General features: G+C 60.6%; 24 protein-coding genes. 5 read left to right on the forward strand and 19 right to left on the reverse strand.

Annotated features, from left to right (window positions below):
- Nucleotides 1-28 precede the first annotated feature (28 nt).
- Together HMPREF3155_RS10455 and HMPREF3155_RS10460 are read left to right on the forward strand one after the other, a co-directional pair.
- The gene (locus HMPREF3155_RS10455; protein ID WP_070433279.1) at nt 29-1231 is read left to right on the forward strand and encodes an amidohydrolase; all 1203 of its coding nucleotides are present in this window, start codon (nt 29-31) and stop codon (nt 1229-1231) included.
- Between the two features lie 77 nt (nt 1232-1308).
- On the forward strand, nt 1309-3696 hold the full coding sequence (locus HMPREF3155_RS10460) for a glycogen/starch/alpha-glucan phosphorylase (protein WP_070433280.1): 2388 nt from the start codon (nt 1309-1311) through the stop codon (nt 3694-3696).
- Nucleotides 3697-3907: 211 nt separating this feature from the next.
- Here HMPREF3155_RS10460 and HMPREF3155_RS10465 read toward each other — a convergent pair whose 3' ends face one another.
- The 15 genes from HMPREF3155_RS10465 to hisD all read right to left on the reverse strand — a co-directional run bounded on the left by HMPREF3155_RS10465 (nt 3908) and on the right by hisD (nt 17011).
- Complete coding sequence (locus HMPREF3155_RS10465; RefSeq protein WP_061923327.1) at nt 3908-4945, reverse strand: HNH endonuclease signature motif containing protein; 1038 nt, start codon at nt 4943-4945, stop codon at nt 3908-3910.
- Between the two features lie 213 nt (nt 4946-5158).
- Complete coding sequence (gene pyk / locus HMPREF3155_RS10470; RefSeq protein WP_061923688.1) at nt 5159-6571, reverse strand: pyruvate kinase; 1413 nt, start codon at nt 6569-6571, stop codon at nt 5159-5161.
- Between the two features lie 136 nt (nt 6572-6707).
- Nucleotides 6708-7604 carry a prolipoprotein diacylglyceryl transferase gene (lgt, locus tag HMPREF3155_RS10475; RefSeq protein WP_061923331.1) on the reverse strand — a complete coding sequence of 299 codons (897 nt, stop codon included), beginning with the start codon at nt 7602-7604 and terminating at the stop codon, nt 6708-6710.
- A gap of 36 nt (nt 7605-7640) precedes the next feature.
- Nucleotides 7641-8471: an indole-3-glycerol phosphate synthase TrpC gene (locus HMPREF3155_RS10480; protein WP_061923334.1), complete on the reverse strand. Its 831-nt coding sequence runs from the start codon at nt 8469-8471 to the stop codon at nt 7641-7643.
- 69 nt (nt 8472-8540) lie between these two features.
- Nucleotides 8541-9173, reverse strand: coding sequence for a TIGR02234 family membrane protein (locus HMPREF3155_RS10485; RefSeq protein ID WP_061923337.1), 633 nt, complete (start codon nt 9171-9173; stop codon nt 8541-8543).
- Nucleotides 9174-9536 (reverse strand): phosphoribosyl-AMP cyclohydrolase, encoded by a 363-nt coding sequence (gene hisI, locus HMPREF3155_RS10490; protein WP_061923341.1) that lies wholly within the window; start codon nt 9534-9536, stop codon nt 9174-9176.
- Complete coding sequence (gene hisF / locus HMPREF3155_RS10495) at nt 9533-10297, reverse strand: imidazole glycerol phosphate synthase subunit HisF (RefSeq protein WP_061923344.1); 765 nt, start codon at nt 10295-10297, stop codon at nt 9533-9535. Before hisF ends, hisI begins: the two co-directional genes overlap by 4 nt.
- Nucleotides 10298-10310: 13 nt before the next feature.
- A complete protein-coding gene (locus tag HMPREF3155_RS10500) occupies nt 10311-11102 on the reverse strand; it encodes an inositol monophosphatase family protein (protein ID WP_061923347.1) in 792 nt (263 codons plus the stop codon).
- 18 nt (nt 11103-11120) lie between these two features.
- Nucleotides 11121-11903, reverse strand: coding sequence for a bifunctional 1-(5-phosphoribosyl)-5-((5-phosphoribosylamino)methylideneamino)imidazole-4-carboxamide isomerase/phosphoribosylanthranilate isomerase PriA (gene priA, locus HMPREF3155_RS10505; RefSeq protein ID WP_061923350.1), 783 nt, complete (start codon nt 11901-11903; stop codon nt 11121-11123).
- Nucleotides 11904-11918: 15 nt separating this feature from the next.
- Entirely contained in the window at nt 11919-12554 is a 636-nt protein-coding gene (gene hisH, locus HMPREF3155_RS10510; protein ID WP_061923352.1) for an imidazole glycerol phosphate synthase subunit HisH, read from the reverse strand.
- 3 nt (nt 12555-12557) lie between these two features.
- Complete coding sequence (locus HMPREF3155_RS10515; RefSeq protein WP_210385665.1) at nt 12558-13751, reverse strand: MFS transporter; 1194 nt, start codon at nt 13749-13751, stop codon at nt 12558-12560.
- A 47-nt stretch (nt 13752-13798) separates the two neighbouring features.
- The gene (locus HMPREF3155_RS13070) at nt 13799-13936 is read right to left on the reverse strand and encodes a hypothetical protein (RefSeq protein ID WP_162492786.1); all 138 of its coding nucleotides are present in this window, start codon (nt 13934-13936) and stop codon (nt 13799-13801) included.
- 35 nt (nt 13937-13971) lie between these two features.
- Nucleotides 13972-14574 (reverse strand): imidazoleglycerol-phosphate dehydratase HisB, encoded by a 603-nt coding sequence (gene hisB / locus HMPREF3155_RS10520; protein WP_061923358.1) that lies wholly within the window; start codon nt 14572-14574, stop codon nt 13972-13974.
- Nucleotides 14574-15683, reverse strand: a complete 1110-nt coding sequence (locus HMPREF3155_RS10525) for a histidinol-phosphate transaminase (RefSeq protein ID WP_070433282.1) — start codon at nt 15681-15683, stop codon at nt 14574-14576. Before HMPREF3155_RS10525 ends, hisB begins: the two co-directional genes overlap by 1 nt.
- 2 nt (nt 15684-15685) lie before the next feature.
- Nucleotides 15686-17011: a histidinol dehydrogenase gene (gene hisD, locus HMPREF3155_RS10530; protein WP_070433283.1), complete on the reverse strand. Its 1326-nt coding sequence runs from the start codon at nt 17009-17011 to the stop codon at nt 15686-15688.
- 146 nt (nt 17012-17157) lie between these two features.
- Between hisD and HMPREF3155_RS10535 the strand changes: the two genes are divergently transcribed.
- On the forward strand, nt 17158-18093 hold the full coding sequence (locus HMPREF3155_RS10535) for a YbjN domain-containing protein (protein ID WP_070433284.1): 936 nt from the start codon (nt 17158-17160) through the stop codon (nt 18091-18093).
- 19 nt (nt 18094-18112) lie between these two features.
- On the opposite strand, the gene HMPREF3155_RS10540 is transcribed toward HMPREF3155_RS10535, so the two are convergent.
- The 4 genes from HMPREF3155_RS10540 to HMPREF3155_RS10555 form a co-directional block, all read right to left on the reverse strand.
- Nucleotides 18113-18355: a hypothetical protein gene (locus HMPREF3155_RS10540; protein WP_061923371.1), complete on the reverse strand. Its 243-nt coding sequence runs from the start codon at nt 18353-18355 to the stop codon at nt 18113-18115.
- Nucleotides 18356-18394: 39 nt separating this feature from the next.
- Entirely contained in the window at nt 18395-19936 is a 1542-nt protein-coding gene (locus HMPREF3155_RS10545) for a molybdopterin-dependent oxidoreductase (RefSeq protein WP_061923374.1), read from the reverse strand.
- A gap of 228 nt (nt 19937-20164) precedes the next feature.
- The gene (locus tag HMPREF3155_RS10550) at nt 20165-20653 is read right to left on the reverse strand and encodes a hypothetical protein (RefSeq protein ID WP_235591056.1); all 489 of its coding nucleotides are present in this window, start codon (nt 20651-20653) and stop codon (nt 20165-20167) included.
- 115 nt (nt 20654-20768) lie between these two features.
- The gene (locus tag HMPREF3155_RS10555; RefSeq protein WP_061923380.1) at nt 20769-21527 is read right to left on the reverse strand and encodes a hypothetical protein; all 759 of its coding nucleotides are present in this window, start codon (nt 21525-21527) and stop codon (nt 20769-20771) included.
- A 308-nt stretch (nt 21528-21835) separates the two neighbouring features.
- Between HMPREF3155_RS10555 and HMPREF3155_RS10560 the strand changes: the two genes are divergently transcribed.
- Both HMPREF3155_RS10560 and glgX read left to right on the forward strand, forming a co-directional pair.
- Nucleotides 21836-22414, forward strand: a complete 579-nt coding sequence (locus tag HMPREF3155_RS10560) for a TetR family transcriptional regulator (protein ID WP_061923383.1) — start codon at nt 21836-21838, stop codon at nt 22412-22414.
- 14 nt (nt 22415-22428) lie between these two features.
- Nucleotides 22429-24600 carry a glycogen debranching protein GlgX gene (gene glgX / locus HMPREF3155_RS10565; RefSeq protein ID WP_061923386.1) on the forward strand — a complete coding sequence of 724 codons (2172 nt, stop codon included), beginning with the start codon at nt 22429-22431 and terminating at the stop codon, nt 24598-24600.
- Nucleotides 24601-24616: the final 16 nt, after the last annotated feature.

Below are 24616 nucleotides of genomic sequence, written 5' to 3' on the forward strand. Positions count from 1 at the left end.
CCCTACCCTAACGAAAAGAAGATTAGCTATGGCAGATTCCACCAAAATCGCAAACCTCTTGAAAGACTGCCGCGAAGACCTTAGCTGGCAGCGCGAATTCTACGAGGACCTTCACGCTCACCCTGAGCTCTCCCACGAAGAAGAGCGCACCGCCGGTCGAATCCTCGAGCGACTGCGCACTTTCGACTGCGAGATCGTCCAGCCCATCGGCGGCTTCGGAGCTGTGGCCATCTTCCGCAACGGCCCCGGCCCCACCGCTCTTTTCCGCGCTGACTTCGACGGGCTGCCCGTGCAAGAGGAAACGGCAGTTGCATACGCCTCCCGCAACGGCAACATGCATGCTTGCGGCCACGACATGCACACTACAGCGCTGCTGGGAGCCTGCGCGCTTCTCGACGCCCACCGCGACGCCTGGTCCGGCACCTTCCTCGCTCTTTTCCAGCCAGCAGAAGAATCTTCCATGGGAGCAAAATATATGCTGGCCGATTCGCTTACTACCCGCGTCCCGAAACCCGACATCTGCCTCGGCCAACACGTTATGCCCGGCAAAGCAGGCGATGTTCTGTCCCGCCCCGGAGCAATCATGGCCGGTTGCGACTCCCTGCGCATCACCATTCACGGACGCTCGGCACATGCCTCGATGCCGCACGCAGCCGTTGACCCGACCTATATCGCCGCCATGGTCATCACGCGTTTGCAAGCGATCGTTGGACGCGAGGTGGCACCGCATGACTTCTTTGTCATTTCTGTGGGGGAGCTGCATTCAGGCGATAAAAACAACATCATTCCTGAGACTGCCGAGTTGGTGTTGAATACCCGTTATTACAAACCGGACGTCGCCAAGCGTGTATATGCCTCCCTCGAGCGAATGGTGCGCGCGGAATGCGTAGCCTCCGACGCCCCCAAGCCGCCGGAATTCGAGTACTTTGCCCACGGCGAAGTCACCGACAACGATCCTGCCGCCCACGAAACCGTGCGCGCAGTCTTTGACGCCGTCTTCGGCGCGGCCTCGGGTACTGCCGAACCTTCGACGGCCTCCGAGGACTTTTGCTACCTCCCCCAAGCTTGGGGTGTGCCGTATTATTTCTGGTTTATTGGCTCGACACCCGCAGAACTGGCAGATAACCCACCCGTCAACCACCAAGCGATATTCCTGCCCGATTATGAACCCACCGTGGCATCGAGTACCCAAGCCGCCGCAGCAGCGGTGCTGGCCTACCTCGCAAATTAAGCAAGCGCTTGCGCTCAAGGCCGGATAAGCTGGCACACGGTATTTTCCATTCTCTTAAAGAACCAGATAGGTAATAAATGAGCCAGCCCAAGCACTCTGCTTTTCAGTCCACTGTCCCCGCACACGTGCGCTCCGCTGCCGGGGTTAGCCCTTCTGCTGCCAGCCAGCGCAAATTCTGGTCCGGCTTATCTTCTGCTGTCGTAGCCGAAATCGCTGACAATTGGGAAGCCACCCGCGCTGCCTACTCTGCGACCCGCCAGCAGCACTACTTTTCCGCCGAGTTCCTGCAAGGCCGCGCGCTGCTTAATAACCTCACCAACCTGGACTTGGTCGACGAAGCCAAGGCCGCAGCGAAGGCAGTCGGCCGCGAGCTTTCCGACGTCCTCGAGGCCGAGCACGACGCCGCCCTCGGCAATGGTGGCCTAGGCCGACTCGCTGCTTGCTTCCTCGATTCGGCGGTCACGCAGGACTACCCAGTCACCGGCTACGGCCTGCTCTACCGCTACGGCTTGTTCCGCCAGTCCTTTGACAATGGGCACCAAAAGGAGCAGCCCGACGCATGGATGGAAAACGGTTACGAGTTTGTCATTCGCCGTGCTTCCGATCAGCGTCGTGTGCACTTCGATGACATGGACGTCCGCGCGATTCCCTACGACATGCCGATTACCGGCTACGGCACCGACAACGTCGGCACCCTGCGCCTGTGGAAGTCCGAACCCATCGACGAATTCGACTACGATGCGTTCAACTCACAGCGGTTTACCGACGCCATCGTCGAGCGCGAGCGCGTCATGGACATCTGCCGAGTGCTCTACCCCAACGACACGACCTACGAGGGCAAGGTGCTGCGCGTGCGCCAGCAGTACTTCTTCGTTTCTGCTTCGCTGCAGCAGATGATCGATAACTACATCGCCCACCACGGCGACGACCTGCGCGGATTCGCGAAGTACAACTGCATCCAGCTCAACGACACACACCCGGTGTTGGCGATTCCAGAGCTTTTGCGCCTGCTTCTCGACGACCACGGCTTATCCTGGGACGATGCCTGGAAGGTTGTCACAGAGACTTTTGCTTATACCAACCACACCGTTCTCGCCGAGGCGCTGGAGAGCTGGGAAGTGTCTATTTTCCAGAAGCTGTTTTGGCGCATCTGGCAGTTGGTGGAAGAAATCGACCGTCGTTTCCGGCTGGATATGGAAGCTCGGGGCATCGATTCCCAGCGCATCGAATACATGGCGCCGGTATCCAACGGGCAGGTGCACATGGCGTGGATTGCCTGCTACGCAGCGTTTTCTATCAACGGCGTCGCCGCCCTGCATACGGAGATCATCAAGGCCGACACGCTCTACGAGTGGCATGAATTGTGGCCGGAGAAATTCAACAACAAGACCAACGGTGTCACGCCTCGCCGGTGGCTGAAGATGTGTAACCCGCGCCTGGCGAAGCTTCTGACCAAGCAGTCCGGTTCTGATGAGTGGGTCACCGACCTTAGTTCACTTGCCTCGCTTACCCAGCTTTCTGAGAACAAGAAGGTTCTGCGCAAGCTCATGGAGGTAAAGCACAAAAACAAAGTCGACTTCGCAGAGTGGATCATGCAGCATCAGGGCGCGGAAGTCGACCCGGATTCTATCTTCGACGTGCAGATCAAGCGCCTGCACGAGTACAAGCGTCAGCTGTTGAATGCGCTTTATATCCTGGACTTGTATTTCCGTATCAAAGAAGACGGCGAGTCCGTGCCGAAGCGTACCTTCATCTTTGGTGCGAAGGCCGCCCCGGGCTATGTCCGTGCTAAGGAGATCATCAAGCTCATCAACTCCATCGCTGAGCTGGTCAATAACGACGAGGACACCCGCGATGTCATTCGCGTTGTGTTCGTGGAAAATTACAACGTCTCCCCTGCCGAGCACATCATCCCGGCCGCCGACATCTCGGAGCAGATTTCGGTGGCGGGTAAGGAAGCATCCGGCACCTCGAACATGAAGTTCATGATGAATGGCGCGCTCACCTTGGGAACGATGGACGGGGCAAACGTCGAAATCGTAGAGGCAGTCGGCGAGGACAACGCGTATATCTTCGGCGCTTCCAACGAGGAGCTGCCAGCACTGCGAGAGTCTTATAACCCTGGCGAGCTCTACGAATCCGTCTCGGGTTTGAAGCGCGTTCTGGATGCCCTCAACAATGGCACTTTAGGCCACGAGAATTCCGGCATGTTCGGAGACTTGCGCTCCTCGCTTCTCGACGGCCAGGGCATCCACGCCCAAGACACCTACTACGTTCTCGGTGACTTCGACTCTTACCGGAAGACCCGCGACCGCATGGCGCAGGACTACGTCGACGCCCCACTCGACTGGGCCAAGAAGGCATGGCTGAATATCTGCCTTTCCGGCCGCTTCTCCTCTGATCGCACGATTGCCGATTACGCCGCCGAAGTCTGGAAGCTCGACCCCACCCCAATTAGTAAGTAACCACGACCCCACCCCAATTAGTAAGTAACCACGACCAGTAGGCGCTAGGCATTTCACCTAGCGCCTTTTTGGCTTTCCCCGCCCTACGCGGCCCCGCCACTCAACCGCCGCCACTCAACCGCCGCTACTCAACCGCCGCTACTGACACCCCCGCCGTGCAACCCGTGGCTCCGTTTGCACGAGCGACCGGCAGGGGCGGCCCGGCGCAAACCTAGGGTGGCGGGCGGAGGTTGTGTTTTAGAAACAACGGCCTGCCGGTTTTGGGTGAAAGCCAGGCAAGGCGGCCGTCGATAAGCGTGATGCGTCCGCGATGCGCGGGCCCTAGCGGGTCATCCTGGTTGAGCCCGTTGTGATAGGCGCAAAGTGGCACCAAATTTTGGAGGTTGGTGTGCCCGCCGTGGTTCCAGGCTTCAATGTGGTGGATTTGGCAGTCATCGAAAGGCACGGAACATCCCGGCCACACACACTCGCGGAACTTCGCTTTGAGCATGGCACGCTGTTTATCGTTTGCGATGCGCTGGGTTCGGAAAGCATCGACCGGCCCAGCCAGCGGATGCACGAGGACGGCCTCCCCATGCTGGGCCAGCGCGCGCTGAATATACTGCGCGCCAGAGACCACCGCGCCGTTACTCAGCTCAATGGTGACCTCCTCACCCTCACCATTTACGATGCGGTCGAGTTGGTCAAGATAAACAATCGCCGAGGTCGATACTTTAACGGCCCCGCCGCTCGCGTTTCCGGCCACCAACGCGCGAAAACCCTCAAGGGCGCCGTCCGCATGCGAAATGATGGCGCGAAAGTCCTCGATGGTCATCGCCTTATCGGTGATACGGATTGCGCCCAGGCCGTTGGAGTACCGGGTATGCGATACCTGCGGCTGGGGCTGCGGCGGAGTGAGGAGCTCGCGTAGCCGAGCGCGCGCGAGCCCGTCCACGTTATTGGCTGGCACGTGGCACAACTCGACTCTTAGGTCCCACGCGTGATGGTGGTTGCGCACCCGCGCGACGTATTTTTCGATTCGGGCCAGCACGCTCAATCCATGGCCACGGCGCCGCGCACCGGCGAGCGCACGAGCCTGCTTGCGGGTATACGGCGTCTTGCCAAAATAAGGCTCGGCGAGGCGGATGAGATGGTCGGCGTCATCGGGGCTTGCGCCTAATGCCATGATTTCAGACTTGCTTAGCGCGGCCGCCTCGGCGAGAAGATCCACGCCGCGCGCCCGTGCTTGCAAATACGTCTGAAGGTTCATACCTTTCACGCTAAAAGCACTCACAAGACCGCCACAAGCATCAATTTTTGGTCTGTGGATAACTTCGCCTAAAAGAGGCTAAAACGCGCTTTCCGATGACGCGGCCACAAAGTTATCCACAAAAAGAGGCCTCCCTGCGCAAAAGCAGGAAGGCCACAGGGCTGACGGGCCAGCGATTACCGAGCGCCGGCGAAGCGCGCTCAAGGAGCTCGGTTAGCGGCTTTCACCCAACATGTGGCACTGAATCATGTTGGTGTTGCCCGCAATTCCCGGCGGGGTGCCAGCGATGACGACGATGAGGTCGCCTTCCTTGTAACTATCCATGGCCAGCAGCGAGCGGTCGATGGTAGCCATCATGTCGTCGGTGGAGTCCACGGCATCGCTCAGGAAAGTCTGTGCGCCCCAGGTCAGGGCCAGCTGCGAGCGCACCTCCGGGAACGGGGTAAACGCCAGCAGCGGCAGCTTGGAGTGCAAACGCGCCACGCGCTTTGCGGTATCGCCGGAGGTGGTGAAGGCAACGATTGCCTTCGCATTCAGGCGCTCAGCGATGTCGCGCGCCGAGTACGACACCACTCCGCGCTTGGTGCGCGGAACGTGCGAAAGCGGCGGCACCTGGCCATCGGACTCAGCGTTCTGCACGATACGAGACATAGTGCGCACGACGTTCTGTGGGTCGATGCCCACGGAAGTTTCGCCGGAGAGCATGACGGCGTCGGCGCCATCGAGCACGGCATTGGCCACATCTGATGCTTCCGCGCGGGTCGGGCGCAGGTTGCTGATCATGGAATCCAGCATCTGGGTTGCCACGATGACCGGCTTAGCGTTTTCACGCGCGATTTGGATGGCGCGCTTCTGGAACAGCGGCACCTGCTCGAGCGGCACCTCGACGCCCAGGTCACCACGGGCAATCATGATAGCGTCGAAAGCAAGGACGATGGACTCCAGAGCATCGACCGCCTCCGGCTTCTCCAGCTTCGCGATGACCGGCACGCGACGGCCCTCTTCGTCCATGATGGCGTGGACTAGGTCGACGTCGGCTGGCGAGCGCACGAAGGACAGCGCGATCATGTCGACGCCGAGCTGCAGAGCGAAGCGCAGGTCGGCGATGTCCTTTTCGGATAGAGCCGGCACGGAAATATCCATGCCGGGCAGGGAAACGCCCTTGTTGTTGGATACGGGGCCACCTTCAGTGACCTCACAGACGACGTCGTTGCCATCTACTTCTTTACAGACCACGGCGACCTTGCCGTCGTCGATAAGCAGTCGGTCGCCAGCCTTCGCATCCTTCGCGAGGTTCTTGTAGGTGGTGGAGACGCGGTCGTGGGTGCCTTCGACGTCGTCGACGGTGATGCGAACGATTTCACCTTCTGCCCACATCTCCTCGCCGTTGATGAAGCGACCCAGGCGAATTTTCGGGCCCTGCAGGTCGGCTAGGATGCCGACGGCGCGGCCAGTTTCATCGGTGGCCTCACGTACCCAGCGATAATTGGCTTCGTGGTCGGTGTGCTCGCCGTGGGACATGTTAAGGCGAGCGACGTCCATGCCCTCTTGCACGAGGCGCAGGATTCCGTCCTTGCTTGCCACAGCGGGACCTAAGGTACAAACGATTTTGGTTCTTCTATCCAACATTAAAAGCCCTATTCACATCGGGAATGCTAACGAAACCCAACCTACCCGCGTTCGCCGGCAACGGCCACTGCCAAAGCCAACAAAACCAGAAATGCCCGCTTAAAAGCGGGCATGAATGGGCAACGTACACTGCTTAGTGTGATTCCTGCGACTCACCGAGCGCTTTCGGCCCGTTACGCGCAGGATCTACCTCAGCGGGAGTCTCCTGCCCGCGCGGAAGCTTGAAAAATACCACCAGCGCCACGATGAAAAGCACTACTGAAACAATGACGTTGATTCGCAGGCCGAAGACCATCGTGGCCTCATCCGAGCGCATATTCTCAACGAAGAAACGACCCAGCGTATACCCCGCCACATAGAGCGCAAACACTCGGCCGTACCCCAGCTTCCACGCCTTTTGCGCCCACAGTAAGAACAAGCACACGGCAACATTCCAGACCAGCTCGTAGAGGAAGGTCGGGTGCACGGACGTTATTACTTCCCCAGTTGAGCGGCCCGAGACCGGCGCATACTCCCCTGCCTCGTTGATGCGGTAGTAAATATCCAGCGCCCACGGAACGTCGGTGGGCCGGCCGTAAAGCTCCTGGTTAAACCAGTTGCCGAGCCGCCCGATGGCTTGGGCAAGGATGAGGCCGGGAGCGACGGCGTCGGCAAACGGCGCCATGGGCACCTTTTTAATCTTGAACATCACCCAAATCGCGAACACGCCGAGCGCCACCGCGCCCCAAATACCGAGGCCGCCGTTGGTGATTTTCAAGGCATCGGCCGGGTTACAGTCGGCACAGAAATACTTCTGGTGATCCGTAATCACGTGATACAAGCGCCCGCCGACGATGCCCGCCGGGATGATAACGATGGCTGCATCCCACACGACATCGGAATTGCCGCCACGCGCAACGTAGCGGCGCTGCGTCATCCACATCGCCACCAGAATGCCGACAATGATACAAAGTGCGTAAGCACGCAGCGGAAACGGACCTAAATGCCACACGCCCTGCGGCGGGGACGGGATGTTTGCCAGAATTTGCACGCTAGACAGTTTGCCTTATCCGGCGGGACAAAGCCACTAAAGAGACTTCCGCGAAGGGCACGCCGGGTGCTGGCCAGCAGCGACCAAGGAACGCGCCGCGGCGGCGGGGTCTTGGGCCGCCATGATGGCCTCTCCTACCAGCACCGCATCGGCGCCCTGGGAGGCATATCTCAACACGTTACGTGGCGAATTCACTCCGCCGATTGCGATGCGCACGATGGATTCCGGCAGCCCCGGCACAATCTCGGAGAAGGCCTCGCGGTTGATGGCATCCGAGGCCACCGACCATGCGTTAATGGCCACCACGCTGCCACCGGCCTTGATGGCGCGGTCGACTTCATCACAGGTGCGCACCTCTAAAATTGCGGTCATTCCCAGCGATTCAATGCGATCGAGCAGCGCCTCCAACCGCGCTTGCTCCAAGATCTCCACCTGCAGCGGCACCGCATCCGCGCCATAGCAGCGCGCCTCGTGGATCTGGTACGGGTCCACGATGATGTCGCGGCAAATCATCGGGATATCGATCGCCTCGCGGGCCTGGCGCATATCCTCCAAAGAACCGTGGAAGCGCCGCCTGTCGGTCTGGCAGGCCATCAGGTGGACCCCCGTGGCAGCTAGCTGCGCGGCAATCTGCGCCACCGACTCCGGAGAGTCCAGATGTGCGATTTCGCCGGCATAAGGCACGGCGCGTTTGATTTCGGTAATCACGGAGCAGCCCTGGCGTAACAGCGCAGCACGGACGTCGCGAGGCTCGCTCATGGAACGCGAGCGCGCTTTGATGTCTTGGAAGGAGACGCGGGCTTCGCGCACGGCGACGTCGTCAAGCACACCTGCTATCAGGTGGTCTACGGCGATCGGAGTGGACATCAGCACCTCCCTCCACAGGGGCGTTTGAGATCACACTTAGGCTATCGCGATGGCCCGCGAAATAGAAATTCAGGGGCGTTTTACGTCCGTGGGGTCAATGTCGGCGTCGAGCGCATCCCACATCACGCGACCGGAATCGGTGGTGGTCTCTAGTTCCTCGGCGATGCGCTCCTGGCGGGCGGCCGGGCTTTCGTACTTGGTCGAGCGGGGCTTGTCGACGCCCGGTTTGCGCACCAGCAGCATCGCCCCAAACAGCGCGCACGCTGCGCCGAAGATGGCAAGAATGGGGCCAGCCTTTGCGGCCTCGGTGCTGAGGACGGTGGCCCACTCGGAGATATGCGCACCGTTGACGGCATTCTCGTCGGAGGAGCCGGCGCGCAGGAGTTCTTGGGCGCGAGCGGCGTCGGCGCCGTAGGTCAGCAGGGAGACTGGGCTCCACGCCACGGCGGCTGCGGCCAGCGCGCAAATGACGGCCACGATGCGGCGGGAGGTGCGACGCAGGGCCGCCACGGCGACCGAACCAGCCAAAAGCACAAGGGTCAGCGCGATTAGCTCGAGGGACCAGAAGGAACCCACCATGTCGACGGTGCTGGAGCCGGACTTATCGTCTTCTACGGCAGCGGTAGCCCACGTCATGCGGGATGAAAGCCACAGCAGGATTGCGCCTGCAGCAATTAAAAGTGGGCCAAGACGGCGTGCCATCTAAAATGCGCCTCCCAAAAGGTCACGAGAATCGAAACAAGTGCGGTCTCCGGTATGGCAGGCCGCGCCTTCTTGGCGAACTGTAATCAGGATGGTGTCGCCATCGCAATCCAGCCGCACCCCCAGTACTTCTTGGGTATGCCCCGAGGTCTGGCCTTTTATCCAATAGTCCTGCCGCGAACGCGAGTAATAGGTGCCCTTGCGCGTGGCCAAGGTGTGCGCGAGTGCGTGGTCATCCATCCATGCCAACATCAACACCTCGCCTTGCTCGGACTGGGCGATGGCGGGAACCAGGCCGTCGGCGTTGCGCTTGAGCAGCTTAGCGACGCCCGGGTCTAGCTCGAAGTCTGCCGGGCTACTCACTTGCGTACCTCGTAGGAGGCCGCCGCGAGGGCATCCTTCACCTCGGCGATTTCCACCTCGCCGAAGTGGAAGATGGAGGCCGCGAGGACGGCGTCGGCGCCAGCTGCAATAGCCGGTGGGAAGTCGGCTGCCTTGCCCGCTCCGCCGGAGGCGATGACGGGGATAGACACCGCAGCACGCACCTTTTTGATGAGCTCGATGTCGAAGCCTGCCTTCGTGCCGTCACCGTCCATGGAGTTCAGCAGAATCTCGCCGACACCCAGCTCCGCGCCGCGGGCCGCCCATTCGATGGCGTCGAGTTCAGCGGAGCGCGTGCCGCCGTGGGTGGTGACCTCGAAGCCGGAAGGCATGCGTGGGGTTCTGCGGGCGTCGACGGATAGGACGATGCATTGGGAGCCGAAGACCCGGGCAAGCTCGCGCAGCAGCTCCGGGCGGGAAAACGCCGCGGAGTTGACGGCTACTTTATCGGCGCCGGCGCGCAGCAGCTTACGGACGTCGTCGATGCAACGCACGCCGCCGCCCACGGTCAGTGGGATAAAGACCTGGTCTGCGGTACGTCGCACCACCTCGAGCATGGTGCCCCGGCCTTCTTTCGAGGCGCTGACGTCGAGGAAGGTCAGTTCATCGGCACCGAGTTCTTCGTAGCGGGCGGCCAACTCTACTGGGTCGCCGGCATCGCGCAGGTTTTCAAAGTTTATGCCCTTGACCACGCGGCCGTTGTCCACATCGAGGCAAGGGATAACACGCACGGCCAAGGCCATGGCATCCTCCTTTTTAAGATTTTTGACTGTGGCGGGCCACGATGTCGAGAATCGTGGCGTGCACCTGAGGGGTGCCGGCGACCAGACCGCGGGCGCCCGGTGCCCAGTCGTTGCCTTCGGGGTCGGTCGCGATGCCGCCAGCGGCCTTGATGAGCAGAGCGCCCGCGGCGTTGTCCCACGGATGCGGCGAGAAGTTCACCACGCCGTCGAAGACGCCCTGCGCCACGAAAGCCGAATCAACCCCCACGGAGCCGGTCATGCGTGGGCGCAGCCCGGTCTCGCGCAGCTCGTGGAAGATATCCGTGGGCAGGTGCGAAGAGCAGCCGACGTGCCCGCGGCCTTCGTCAAAACCGAGAGAATCCGCGCCGCCGCCAAAGCCTGTGGCAGGTCCGCCAACCGAGCGCAGGCCCATGCCCTCGGCAGCCACCACGCGGCGCGTCAGCAGCGGGAAGTCCGCCACCGCAACTACGGGGCGGGAGTCATGGACGAGGCTGACCAGAACGCCGCACAGCGGGTTGCCCGCGGAATAGTTCGCAGTGCCATCAATGGGATCGACCACCCACATGGTCTCCTCGGACGCAAACACGCCGGAAGGCGAGGCAGACTCCTCGCCATAAACCGGAATGCCTGTGAGCTGGGTGAGATGCTGGCGCAGCTGCGCCTCGATCTGCAGGTCCACTTCCGTGGCAAAATCGCCCTCGCCCTTGAAATGGGCAGGCGGCGCGCCGAGGCCGGCGCGGAATAATTCGCTTACTTGGTCAACGGCCGCCTCGGCAAAAGCCACGAGCTCACGCGGTTGAGTCATGAATTGGCGCTCCTCGCTTTAATAGGTGTCAATGGGGTCGATGTAATCCTCTTCCGGCAGCGGCTCTACCTCCGCCACCGCCGCGATTGCTTCTTCGAGGCTAAAGCGCTGCTCATAGAGCGCTTTCCCGACAATCGCGGAATCGATGCCCTCGTTTTCATACAGCGCCAGCTCGCGAAGATCATCCAGGCTAGAGATGCCGCCCGAGGCCGTAATCTTTGCCTCGGTAGCCGCAGCAACCTCACGCAGCAGCTCCACGTTGGGCCCTTCGAGGGTGCCGTCTTTGGTGACGTCGGTGACCACGAAGCGCTGGCAGCCTGCCGCATCGAGGCGCTCGAGTACCTCCCAGAGGTCTCCGCCATCCGATACCCAGCCGTTGCCGCGGCAGCGCCACTCGCCTTCTTCTAGCTGCACCGCTAAGTCCACGGCAATTTTGTCGCCGTGCTTTTCCAGCATTTCCTCGACCCACTCCGGTTTCTCCAGCGCCGCGGTGCCGATGTTGACCCGCCGCGCACCGGTGGCAAGCGCACGCTCCAAAGACTCATCGTCGCGAATTCCGCCGCTCAGTTCCACCTGCATCGAAAGCTCCGCGGTGATCTCCGCCATCAGCGCGTGATTAGAACCGCGGCCAAAAGCCGCATCGAGGTCGACAAAGTGCAGCCATGAAGCTCCCTGCTCCTGCCACTTGAGCGCGGCCTCGCGCGGGGTGCCATAGTTCTTTTCGGTTCCGGCCGCGCCTTGGTCAAGTCGCACAGCCTGGCCGTCAACGGCGTCGACGGCCGGCAACAAAGTAAAGGTCATGGTTTCAAATCCTACTTAAAGCGTATTAATCCAGTTGCGCAACAACTGCGCTCCTACCTCGCCGGACTTCTCCGGGTGGAACTGGGTGGCCCACAGCGCGCCATTTTCCACGGCCGCCACGAAACGGTCCCCATCGTGCTCAGCCCAGGCCACCCGCGGCGGCTCGGTGATTTCGGTTTCCAGCTCCCAGCGGCGGGCCGCATAGGAGTGCACGAAATAGAAGCGCTCTTGCGGAGAAATCCCCGCGAACATCGCCGAGTCCGCAGCAAATTCCACGGTATTCCAGCCCATATGCGGAAGCACGTCAGCCTGCAGCTTTTCCACCCGGCCGGGCCACTCCCCGCAACCATCGGTGGCAATGCCGTGCTCGAAGCCGGCGTCGAAAAGCACTTGCATGCCCACGCAGATCCCCAACACCGGCCTGCCACCGGCCAAGCGCTGGCCGATGATCCGCGGGCCCTGGGCCCTTTTCAGCCCCTCCATGCACGCGGCAAAGGCGCCGACTCCGGGGACCACGAGGCCGTCGGCAGCTACGGCCACCTGGGGATCCGCAGTGACGGTGACCTGCGCGCCTGCGTGTTCAAGCGCGCGCTGTGCCGAACGCAGATTGCCGGCACCGTAGTCCAGCACAACAACATTCTTGCCTGTCATGGGCTATACCTTACGCAACCTTCGCAAACGGGTCTTAATATCGTGTGTCTCGCTAACGCGGGTACGTCCCAGCAGCGTATCGCTGACGGTCAGCAACAGCCCGCCCGCGATAATCGCAGCGCCCGCACCAAACGCGCCGCTATAGCCGGTGCTGGCGACCAACGCGCCCAGCACCGTGGAGCCCAGGCCGGTGCCCGCGTCGTAGAAAATATTCCACACCGCGGAGGCCTCGGAGATCTTTTCGCGAGGCGCGCGGTCGAACATCGCCAGCAGCGCCTCGTTTTGCGCGATGCCAAAGGCACCGCCGAAAATTACGGCACCACAAACCAGCAGCCACAGCGACCAGCCTTGCGCGAGCGTGAAGGCAATCAACGCCACGCCACCGGCGGCCGCGAGCTGGGCCGGGATATACAAAGTGCCGGGTTTGCCAAGGCGGTCTGCCACCGCGCCTGCGAAGTAACGCATCACCATCGTCGCAGCACCCACTAAGGAAAGCAGCAGGCCGCCGACGGCCGCGCCGGTGGCTGGGTCCAGTTCTCGCGCCGCGGGGGCAATGAACGTGGAGACCACGCCGTAGCTCATGGAGAAGGTGGTAAGAGCTAGGGCCGGCACGGCGAAGAGTTTCCACATCGGAGCGACGGCTCCGGTCTCACGGTTCGCCACGCTTGACGACGCCGCCTTCAGCGATGGCACACGCAAACACATCACGAAGCCAATGATGCCGATGATGCCAGCGGTGATGTACGCGGTTTCAAAGCCCCAAGCCTGCCCCATCGCAATGCCGGCCGGCAAGAAGACCATCTGGGCGAATCCGACAAAGACGCCAATCATTCCGGTGGCCTTGCCCAGCAGCCGCGAGGGGGCGATTTCTGCGATCAGCGCGCTTTCCGAAACTGTCAACGCGCCGAAGCCAATCCCGCGCAGGGCGGAAAAGACAAGCACGACAACGGCGGCGTTACCAAGCAAGTGGCCGAAGGCCGGAACACCGAGCAGCAGCGCGGCCGCCGCCATGACGGGACGGTAGCCAAAGGTACGCAACATGCGCGGGGTCAAAGTCTGGGTGATAACCGTGGCAGCCATGAAAGCGCCGGTCGAGGCGCCTGCCAGGGTTGCCGAGCCGCCCGAGTCTAGAACCGCCAGCGGGACCACCGGCAGCAGAATGGACCACGCGCCAAAGGCCGCCGCAACGGCGACCATCGTGGCGGTATAGCCCGGGACCTTCCAGATGGACTGCTTCGCGTTGCTCACTGGCCCATCACACCAAACATCCACGCCAGCGCCGCTGCGATGGATACCGCGCCGAGCACAGCAGCCACGATGGTAAAGAACTTAGAGCCTTGCTGATAAGCAGACCAGGCACCACCAAAAAGAAGTCCTGCCACCAAGAACAGGACCAAAATCAAAAAGTTCCCAGAAATTATAAAGCTCCCTTCGTGGAAGGAATCCCCTTTACTCGGGGATCCGGTTCGACGGCCTGCCGCAGCGCACGGGCTACCGCCTTGAATTCTGCCTCGGTGATGTGGTGCGGGTCGCGCCCGTAGCGCACGTTGAGGTGCAAGGTCATTGCCGCGTGTGTGGCCAATGTTTCGAAGAAGTGGCGGTTGATGACTGTGGCATAGTGGCCGCCAATAATCTGCCATTGTAGATGCTCCGGCTCGCCGTTCATCACGAAGTAGGCGCGGCCGGAAAGATCCACCACTGCTTCTACCAATGTCTCATCCATGGGCAAAAGCTGCGAACCGAAGCGGCGGATGCCAGCTTTGTTGCCGGCGGCGTCGGCAAGCGCGCGGCCCAACACAATCGCGGTGTCTTCCACCGTGTGGTGGGCATCGATGTGGGTATCGCCTTGGGCGTGGACCATGAGGTCGAAGCTGCCGTGGGTGCACATCGCGCCCAGCATGTGGTCGAAGAATGGCAGGCCGGTGCTGATGTCTGCGTCCCCGCTGCCGTCGAGGTTTATTTCGACGCGGATTTGGGACTCGTTGGTCACCCTTTCCGCTTTGCCGATGCGGTTTGCCATTAGTCTTCTCCTTCCGCAGTTACTGTACCGCTAAGTTTCGCTGCCGCCGCAAGGAAGGCATCGTTTTCTGCCGGCAGCCCGATGGTGGCTCGCAGAAATCCGCGCTGGCCGACGTCGCGAATCAGCACCTCGCTACTCAAAAACCGCTCCCAGACCGCGTGCTGATCTGCAAAGCGGCCAAAGAACACGAAGTTGGCCTCGCTTTCTACCACAAAATATCCCAGTTCCTGCAGCTTGGCGACGACGCGTTCGCGCTCCGCGGCCAGCTTGTGCACCGTTTCCAGTGTCTCGGCGCTATGCCGCAGCGCGACGATGGCCGCGGCCTGGGAAAGCGTGGAAAGGTGAAAAGGAAGGCGCACGAGCATTACGGCCTCGATGAAGGCTGGGTCGGCCACGAAGTATCCCAGGCGCCCGCCGGCGAAGTCGAAGGCCTTGGACATGGTGCGCGAGACCACCACCTTGGTGGGATATTTCGCAACCAAGTGGGCAGCCGAGGGCGAGGAAGAAAACTCCATGTAGGCCTCGTCCACGATGATGATTCCCGGCGCGGCCTGGACCAGTTTTTCGATGTCTGCAAGGCGCGTGACATCGCCGGTCGGATTATTCGGCGTGGTGATAAACACGATGTCGGGGCGGTGCTGCGCTATAGCTTCCAGTGCTCGGGGCACGTCGATGCGGAAATCCGCACCGCGTGGGCAATCGATGAACTCGGTGTGGGTGCCCGCGCACAAGATGGGGTGCATGGAGTAGCTGGGGCTAAAGCCCAGGGCTTTACGCCCTGGGCCGCCGAAGGCCTGCAGGAGTTGCTGCAGAACCTCGTTGGAGCCATTTGCCGCCCAGAGGTTTTCCGCTTTCAGTTTGGTGCCGGTTTGGGCGCTTAAGTACTCAGCCAGCGCGCGGCGTAACTCGGTGGCGTCGCGATCCGGATAGCGATTGAGCGTGCTTGCCTGCTCCTCGATGCTGCGCACGAGATCCGCTACGAGGGCGGCAGAAGGCGAATAGGGGTTTTCGTTGGTGTTGAGCTGGTTGGCCACACGCAGCTGCGGCGCACCGTAGGCAGACTTGCCGCGCAGCTCTTTACGCAGGGGCAGATCAGAAAGTTGGGTCATGGCTATATTCCTTGAAAACGGGCGGCGATGGATTCGCCATGGGCTGGCAACTGTTCGGCGGCGGCGAAGGCGATGACGTTGTCAGAGATCTCTGCCAGCGCCGCTCGGTCATACTCGATGAGGTTTACTGGGCGCAGGAAAGTATGAGTGGATAACCCGGCGCTAAAGCGGGCAGTTCCAGAAGTTGGCAGCACGTGGTTGGAGCCTGCGGAATAATCCCCCAGCGGCACCGGTGCGTACTCCCCGACGAAAATCGCGCCAGCATGCTTAATGCGTTCGGCCACAGCGCGGGCATCATTGGTGTGGATTTCCAGGTGCTCTGCGGCATAGGCATTGGCAACCGCGATTCCGGCCTCTAGGTCATCGACCAGAATGATTCCCGATTGTTGGCCTTCCAGCGCCTCGCACACCCGCTCGGCGTTGCGGGTGACAAGGTAGCGCGTGGAAACCTCGGCGTCGACAAGCGCGGCAAGCTCCGGCGAGTCAGTGATGAGCACGCTCGCCGCCAGCGGATCGTGTTCTGCCTGGGAGATTAGATCGTAGGCAATATAGACCGGGTTTGCCGTGGAATCCGCGAGGATGGCAATCTCTGTGGGCCCTGCCTCCGCATCGGTGCCCACCACGCCGCGTACCAGGCGCTTGGCTGCGGTGACGAAGATATTGCCAGGGCCAGTAATAATATCTACCGGCTCGAGGGAGGCCTCGCCCGTCACCGGTTCCTCATCGCCGTAGGCTAGCAAGGCTACGGCCTGTCCCCCGCCGACGGCCCATACCTCGTCGACGCCCAGCATGTGGCAGGTTGCCAGCACTGTCGGATGCGGCATGCCAGCGAACTGCTCCTGCGGCGGCGAGGCCACCACCAGGCTGGAAGCGCCCGCCTCCTGCGCGGGAACGGCATTCATGATGACCGAGGAAGGATAAACCGCCTTGCCACCTGGAACATAAAGGCCCACGCGCTCTATCGGCTGGAAGACCTCCGTCACCGTGGCTCCCGGGCCAAGCGTCGTAGTGTGCGCGGCCGGCTTCTGCTCCGCGTGCACCTTGCGCACGCGCTTGATGGATTCCTCGATAGCGGCACGGACCCGAGGCTCCAGCCCGGCGGCGGCTGCAGCGAGCGCGGCTTGGGAAACGCGCACGGCGGCCGGGCGTACACGATCGAAATGCTCGCCATAGTCCAATGCCGCAGCCGCGCCCTTTTCCCGCACCGCATGCACCATCGGTGCTACCTTGTCCAGATAAGCCGCAACGTCAGCGCCGCCGCGTGGCATGACTCGGCGCAGGCGGGCGGGGCTTAAAGTCTTTCCGCGCAGATCGATGGTGTGCAACATAGTCCGAGCCCTTTCTATAGCTAGACCAATATACTAACGCCGATTCCCCAGCGGTAGGGCGAGTTTTGGTAATAGAATTGGGCCACAGCTTCTCTCCCCTTATTGCACTATCGCTTAAGCAAATTATGGAAGGCAGGGCCCAGCGCATGGATGAATTCGATTCAGATGCCAGCTGTGAGTCCGCCACGAGCACGAAGCTCCTGGCTCGCATGTGCGAGATCGCTTCCCGCTTGGGCATTCATTCCATTAAAGCCACTGATGAGCTAGTGATTTTTCCACATTCCACAGCGGGTGAAACCCGCGTAAGCCTCGACGCTGCGGGCGAGCCGGTGTTGCATTTTTATACCACCCACCAAGGCCACTTGGGCTTCGAAGATATAGCAGCGCTCGGCGAATTCGCCAACGACTGGAACCACGACTGCATCTCGCCGCGCGTGGTGGTGGATTATGCCGACCCCACTGCGGTCACGCTGTGGGGGCATACATTCTTGGTGGTTCAGGACGAGCCGCAGGATTCCCAGTTGGAGGCAGCGCTGGTGCCGGCTTTGCGCAATGCGAGGTTGTTTTTGAACGCGCTTGCCGACGCCTTCCCTTCCCTCCACAGCCAGCCATCCCCAGCGGAGAATTCACCGGCGTCGGAAAGCGCAACAGCGGAGGTGCTGCCCGTGTACATCGCACGGGTGGAGGATATCCTGCGCAGGCTAGGCATCAATCGTTTCCAGACGGACGCCGAGCAATCCGTTTATGCCTGGATAAACGATGTTTTATTTGCATTCGTGCTCGATGTGGGCCCGAGCCTAATCATCAAGGGCCACTGGGACCCGAACTTAAGGGGCGAGGATTTCACCCGCATATTTTTAACGTGCAACGACTGGAACCGCACGCATCATTCGGCGGCGGCGTTTTGCCACTCGAACGTCGACGGCCTGCAGGTGCGCTTGGATTACGCGGTCATGGCAGGCGGCGGGCTCACCGACGCCCAGCTATTGACCAGCCTGGGCCGCGGCATGAAACACATCCTGCATGGCATCGACGATATTGCCCGAGAGGCGGTTGGCGCCTCACCGGTCCAGTGGCCTTAACAGGCCTTAAAGGCTCAAACTACTGGACGATTTCGTAGTTGCCAGCCTTAGCCAGGGCCTCGTTCATCGCCGGGACGGAGGGGATCACATCGTCCTTGTGCTTGACCACAAGGCGGGCATACTCATGGTCCGTAATTTCGAAGGTGGCCTGGCCCAGGCCACCGGAAGCGAAGATGTCATAGAGTGCCTGCAGCGCTTTGCGGACATCGTTGTCATTCTTTACGCCGCTGACGTGGTAGTGAGTGGAAACAATAATCGACATGAGTCAAATTGTACGACTTTTGCCGTTAGATTCCCGAACTTAGATACGGCCGTTGAACGCCTGCAGCGCAGAATCCTCGCGGGTACCGCCGCGGCCGTCGCCGTAGCCTGCGTAATCAGCGATCCAGCTAACCTTGGAAACCCACTTCACGGCCTTGTAGCCGTGGTTGGATTCCACGCGGCAGCGCGCCGGGGCACCGAGATGGATGTCGACTTCATGGCCGTTGCGGGACAGGGCGATGACAGACTGTGCATCCAGGGCGTCGTCAATGCTAAAGCAGGCATAGAAGGGCTCGCGCGGGCGGTTGTCGTACATCTTCTGCGCTAGGCCATAGGACTCGACCATGACGTAGTTGGCGCCTTCTGGGCGTGGTCCCAACAGGCTTAGCACGTCCTCGATGGAAGGCCCAGCCCAGCGGGAGGTCGCCGACCAACCCTGCATGCAAGTATGCGTTGCCACGTAGGACTGCTGCGGCAACTCACGTAGCTGCTCGATGGTGACGACCTTCTCTACGCCATTAATGTCATCAGCCAGCGTGATTTCGTAGCCCTTCCAGTCATTCTCGCGGAACTTGGTCCACTCCGGCGACTCATCGGGCGTCGGCGGCAGGCCGTTAGTCCAGTGAAACTTGGAAATGTCCTTATCGGTATAAGCCTGCTGGGTAGAAGGCGAAACCTTCAACCAGTTCAGGAAGAGCTTGCGGCCGAGCTCGGTAAACTTCACCACGATGCGCTGGGCACGGGCGCGATCCGCCAGGGACCAGTAGGACAAGAAGATCCAGAACAAAATGACCACCACGATGGTAAAGACCACGGTGGTAAAGGCCTGCGCGTAGCGCTCCACGCTCACGTCGCCGAAGACCATGTGGACCATGTTGTGCTCGCGGTGAACGAAGAACACGAGGAAGACGTGCACAACAATAAACGCGCTCATCAGCACCATTCCAATGAAGTGCAGGGAGCGAGCACCTTGGTGGCCACCCCAGAACTTCACGTAGCGAGGGAACTTCACTCGCACGGCCGGGGCCATGGCTACGCCGGTGAGCATCATAAACGGCGCCAGGATGAAAATGACGAAGGAGTACGCGAGCTGCTGGAGGGCGTCGTATGGCGTGAAGTGCTCCAGCGAGGGTGCCTGCAGGCTCAAGTAGACCTTGGCCGATTCCCAGGCCTCAGGGACTATATCCCAGGAGGTCGGAATCAGCCGGCGCCACAGGCCGGTGGCAAAGAGCAGGGTAACGTAGACAAAGCCATTGAGCACCCACAGCATCACCGCGGCGCCGTGCCAGTGGCGGCCCAATCCGATGTTCTCGCGGCCGGGCAGGGAAAGCATCGGCGAGACCGAAAGCTCATCCATAAGGGAGGTGTAAACGCCCTCCTCTTTGGGCAGCTCACGCTTTGTAAATTTGATCCACTCGGTGCCAGGCGCGCAATCACTGCGCCACCACAGACGCGGCAAGGAAGAGAGCATTTCGATGCCGGAGCGCAGCAGCATACCGATGAGTACGAAGTTGATGAGGTGCGAGGCCCGCAACCAGATAGGAAAGTCTGGGTTTTCACCCAGAGCCAATACATAGTCCATGGGAAAATTCCTCGGTGGTGAGAGATACAACTCTTCACTAGTGTGACTTATTTTTCATTGTGTCGCACCCACCCCGAAATACCAATGGTTTTTCCGTGCTTATTTAGCTTTTGGACAAAATCGACCCGCATAGCTGGAACAATGCTGGTTTACTCCACAGCATGATTCCCGCCACACGTCCAGCAAATTACACATAATGTATACCCCCGAGCCCCGCATCCTCGGCCTCTAATCTACGCCCGGCACATCCACGAAGGCCGCCGACCAATAAGCAAACATCGCCATAAACGGCGAAACCACCCACGCGATCCCCGGGGCAAACTTTGGCACAAACTGGACCACCTGCCCCGGATCCGCCGGCGCGGAATGCGCCGTTACCCCGCCAACCACATAGAAAGCCGCCGCACCTGCCAGGCAGGCCACCCCACACCACAGCAATTGCCCGACGCCGCGGAACGCCGCGCCGCGCATATAAGAAAACAGCCCGAAGCAAAGCCCCAAGAAACCCACCAGGACAGCGAATACAATGAAGGAAGAAAATTGCACGTCAGCAACATTTTCGATGGCATAGCCGCCGTCTTCTACTTCACGGCCGGTAAGAGTCGGGCGCCACATCCCCCACACCGCCCCCACTACCGAATAGACAACAAGGACTAGGGCAAGCAGCCCCGCACCGAACCCGATGGAGCGAGGAATACGAAACTTGGACTTGGACACCATTTCTTTATAAGGCCTGACTCGAAAGAACTAAAACGAAAAGGAGGAAGTGCCAAAGCACTCCCTCCTTATAAATTACAGCGCCTTGTTTGACGCTATTTTCTCCGCGGAGAGTTTAGACCTCGCCACAGAAGGTCCAGTTGCCGTTCTCGCGGCGGAAACGCATGGTGGAGCTATCCAGACCTTCGTTGGTGTTGACGTTGACGGTTGCGGAAGCATCGTCACCGTTGACAACAACGTCGTTGATGGACTCAACGCCAATTGCGTTCCAGTCGAAGCCATCCAGCTGGGAGGTGTCCTGGCCGGAAGCTGCGAGCATGTTCTTCAGCTCGTTCATCGGAACATCCGGGATCTGGTTGTAGTCCATGTTGGCAACCTCAGAGCCCTGCGCGTTCAGCACTGCGGAGCAGGTGTGATCCGGCATGTACTTGAAGAACTGGCGCATGGTCTTGGTCTCGTAGAGGCCACGGACCAGCTGATTGATGCCGTCGACATCTCCCTGCTCTGCCGGAGCGCCCTCAACCGGAGCGACCGGCGCGGCGTTCTCAAGCGGGTTGGCGCCACCCTCGAATGGGTTAGCCAGGGTCTCCTCCGCAGCGGCTGCGTTGGAGTCCTTGTCTGCGCCTCCCTTCTTCTCTGCGTCCTTGCCGTCCTTCTTATCCTTGTTTGCGTCCTTGTCCTCGGACTTCTTTTCCTTGCTCGGAGCAGCAGACTTGTCCGCATCCTTGGAAGCCTGCGTGGTCTTCGTGGCGGTGGTCTTGTCGCCACCCTGAGCGTTGTTGGCTTCTTCGTCGTTACCGCAGGCAACGAGGGTCATCGGCAGAACCATGGCTACAGCAACGAGGGACTTCTTCGCAGGGGTTAGAAAAGACAAGGGTTAGGCTCCTGAAATATTTACGATGGCTGGCGTCAAGGCTAAATGTAGGTCGCTGTAAATCGGTTCCGAATGGTCGCCGATTCAGCGCGAGCGAAACAGCCTGAGCCAGTTTTCTTTCCGCCTCATCCTAACAAGTCGAAGGTGCGGAATACATGTCGGATCCCTCAAAGAAGCCTGTGAACTTAGGCCTTTTCTTACACATTTACTGGCAAATGTTAAGCCAGTCACCACTATTCGGCACACAGGCCTTATACACCTGCCGTGCCGCACGGATGCACCGACAGCCGGACGGGTAAGATAACAGCGTGCAATTAGACCGAGACCGTATTCTTTCGACTGCCCTCGAGCTCTTAAATTCCTACGGGCTCGCGGACGTTACGATGCGCAGAGTCTCCACCGCACTCGGCGTAGCGCCCGGCGCGCTGTACTGGCACGTCGCCAACAAGCAAGCGCTCATCGCCGCCATGGCCGAGAAAATCCTGGCGCCTGTTTCCGGCACGAGCCCGCTAAACGTCGCAAAGAGCCTGCACTCTGCCCTACTCAGCTGGCGCGATGGCGCAGAGGTTGCCAGCGCGGGCCTCGCCTACCCTGATTCCGGGACTTGGGAAGTACTCACCGAAAAGATCGCCGCCTCATTTAAGTCAGTCGAAGGCCACTGCGCCTTGGAAGCCGAGGTTCAGGCGGCGTCGCTAGCCATCGCGCACCTAGTCTTGGGCGCTACCCAGATGGAACAATCGCGCCAGCAGTTGGCAGAGTCAGCTAAGGCCACAGCCTCTGCAGACGCCGCGGATAAATCCCCCGTAGACCACCGCCCAGATATCCACCGCGGCGTCGAGATCATCGTAAACGGCCTGCGCAACCCGCTCGCGGGCACGGAAAATTAATTATGCTCTAGGGCATGACTGAAACCGCTGTCTGCCCTACCCAAGCCTGGCCAGGAAAACCCGCGCCACTAGGATCCACGTTCGATGGCTCCGGTACAAACTTCGCCATCTTTTCTGAAATCGCCGAAAAAATCGAGCTCTGCCTCATCGACCGCGAAGGAAAAGAAGAGCGCGTCGAGCTGAATGAAATAACAGCCCACGTCTGGCATGCCTACCTGCCCAACGTTGGCCCGGGCCAGCGCTATGGCTATCGCATCTATGGCCCCTATGACCCCGCCAATGGCCTGCGCTGCGATCCCTCAAAGCTGCTGGTAGATCCGTATGCTAGGGCCTTCGACGGCGATTTCGATGGCGACGCCTCCCTCTACTCCTATGACATCCACGCCGAAGAGGAAGGCACCGGCCGCAACACTGAAGATTCCCTCGGCCACACCATGCTTTCGGTGGTCATCAACCCCTTCTTCGATTGGGCCGGCGACCGCCGCCCCCGCACCCCTGATAATGAGACGGTCATCTACGAAGCCCACGTCAAGGGCATGACTATGCGCCATCCCGACGTGCCTGAGGAGCTGCGAGGCACGTACGCGGGCATGGCGCATCCAGCGATCATCAACTATTTCAAGGAGCTCGGCGTCACCGCCGTCGAGCTGATGCCGGTGCACCAGTTCCTGCAGGATGATCGCCTACGCAACCTCGGCCTCCGCAACTACTGGGGCTACAACACCTTCGGCTTCTTCGCTCCTCACCTGGACTATGCCTATGCCAAAAAGCCCGGCGAGGCCGTCGCGGAGTTCAAGGCCATGGTGCGTGCCTTCCATGAGGAAGGCATCGAGGTCATCCTCGACGTGGTCTATAACCACACCGCGGAGGGCAACCATCTAGGCCCCACCATCGCCTTCCGCGGCATCGATAACCACGCCTACTATCGCCTGGTTGATGAGGACAAGAGCCTCTACATGGACTACACTGGCACCGGTAATTCCCTTAACGTTCGGCATCCGCACTCGCTGCAGCTGATTATGGATTCGCTGCGCTACTGGGTCACGGAGATGCATGTGGACGGCTTCCGCTTCGACCTGGCGGCGACGCTGGCGCGGGAGCTTGACGACGTCGACAAGCTCGCCACCTTCTTCGACCTCGTGCAACAAGACCCCGTGGTCAGCCAAGTAAAGCTCATCGCGGAGCCCTGGGACGTGGGCCATGATGGCTACCAAGTGGGAAACTTTCCACCGATTTGGAGCGAGTGGAACGGCAAGTACCGCGACACCGTGCGCGATTTCTGGCGCGGCGAGCCCGCCACCTTGGGAGAGTTTGCCTCGCGGCTTACCGGCTCTTCCGATCTTTATGGCAACAATGGCCGCCGCCCTACCGCTTCCATCAACTTCATCACCGCCCACGATGGATTTACGCTGCGGGACCTCGTCACCTACAACGACAAGCACAATGAGGAAAACGGCGAGGACTCCCGCGACGGCGAGTCCTTCAACCGTTCCTGGAACCACGGCGTGGAAGGGCCTACCGAGGACGAAGAGATAAAGAAGTTGCGCCGCCGGCAGGTGCGCAACTTCCTGACCACCTTGTTGCTTTCCCAGGGCACGCCGATGCTTTGCCACGGCGACGAGTTCGGGCGCACGCAGGGCGGCAATAACAACGTCTATTGCCAGGACAACGAGATTTCCTGGATGGATTGGTCGCTGCTGGAAGAAGAAAAGTCCGAGGCGATGCTGGGCTTTACCAAGCGTGTGCTCGCCATCCGCCGCGCGCATCCGGTCTTCCGCAGGCAGCGTTTCTTGGCCGGTGGCCCGCTGGGCTCCGACGTGCAGGACCGCGACATCGCCTGGCTGGTGCCCTCTGGCAAGCTGATGACGCAGGACGACTGGGATCATGACTTTGGCCGCGCGTTGATGGTTTACCTCAACGGAAACGCAATCACCGAGACCACTGCCCGCGGCGAGCGCATCACCGATGATTCCTTCATCATGATCTTCAACGCCCACCACGGCGAGATTGAGTTCACCCTGCCTACCAAGGACTTGGGCGCGCGCTGGCGGCTTATGGTCGATACGGCGGATTCCGGCGGCTACCCCGCGGAGGAAACCTACATTGATGCAGAGGGTACGATCACTGTTCAACCGCGCTCGACGCTGATTCTGCGCCAGGAAGAGCCGCCAGTCTTCGACGCTTAAGAAGTTTTCCTCCGAT

Origin of the sequence: Corynebacterium sp. HMSC06D04, assembly GCF_001807315.1 — a bacterium.
Taxonomy (GTDB): Bacteria; Actinomycetota; Actinomycetes; order Mycobacteriales; family Mycobacteriaceae; genus Corynebacterium; species Corynebacterium simulans.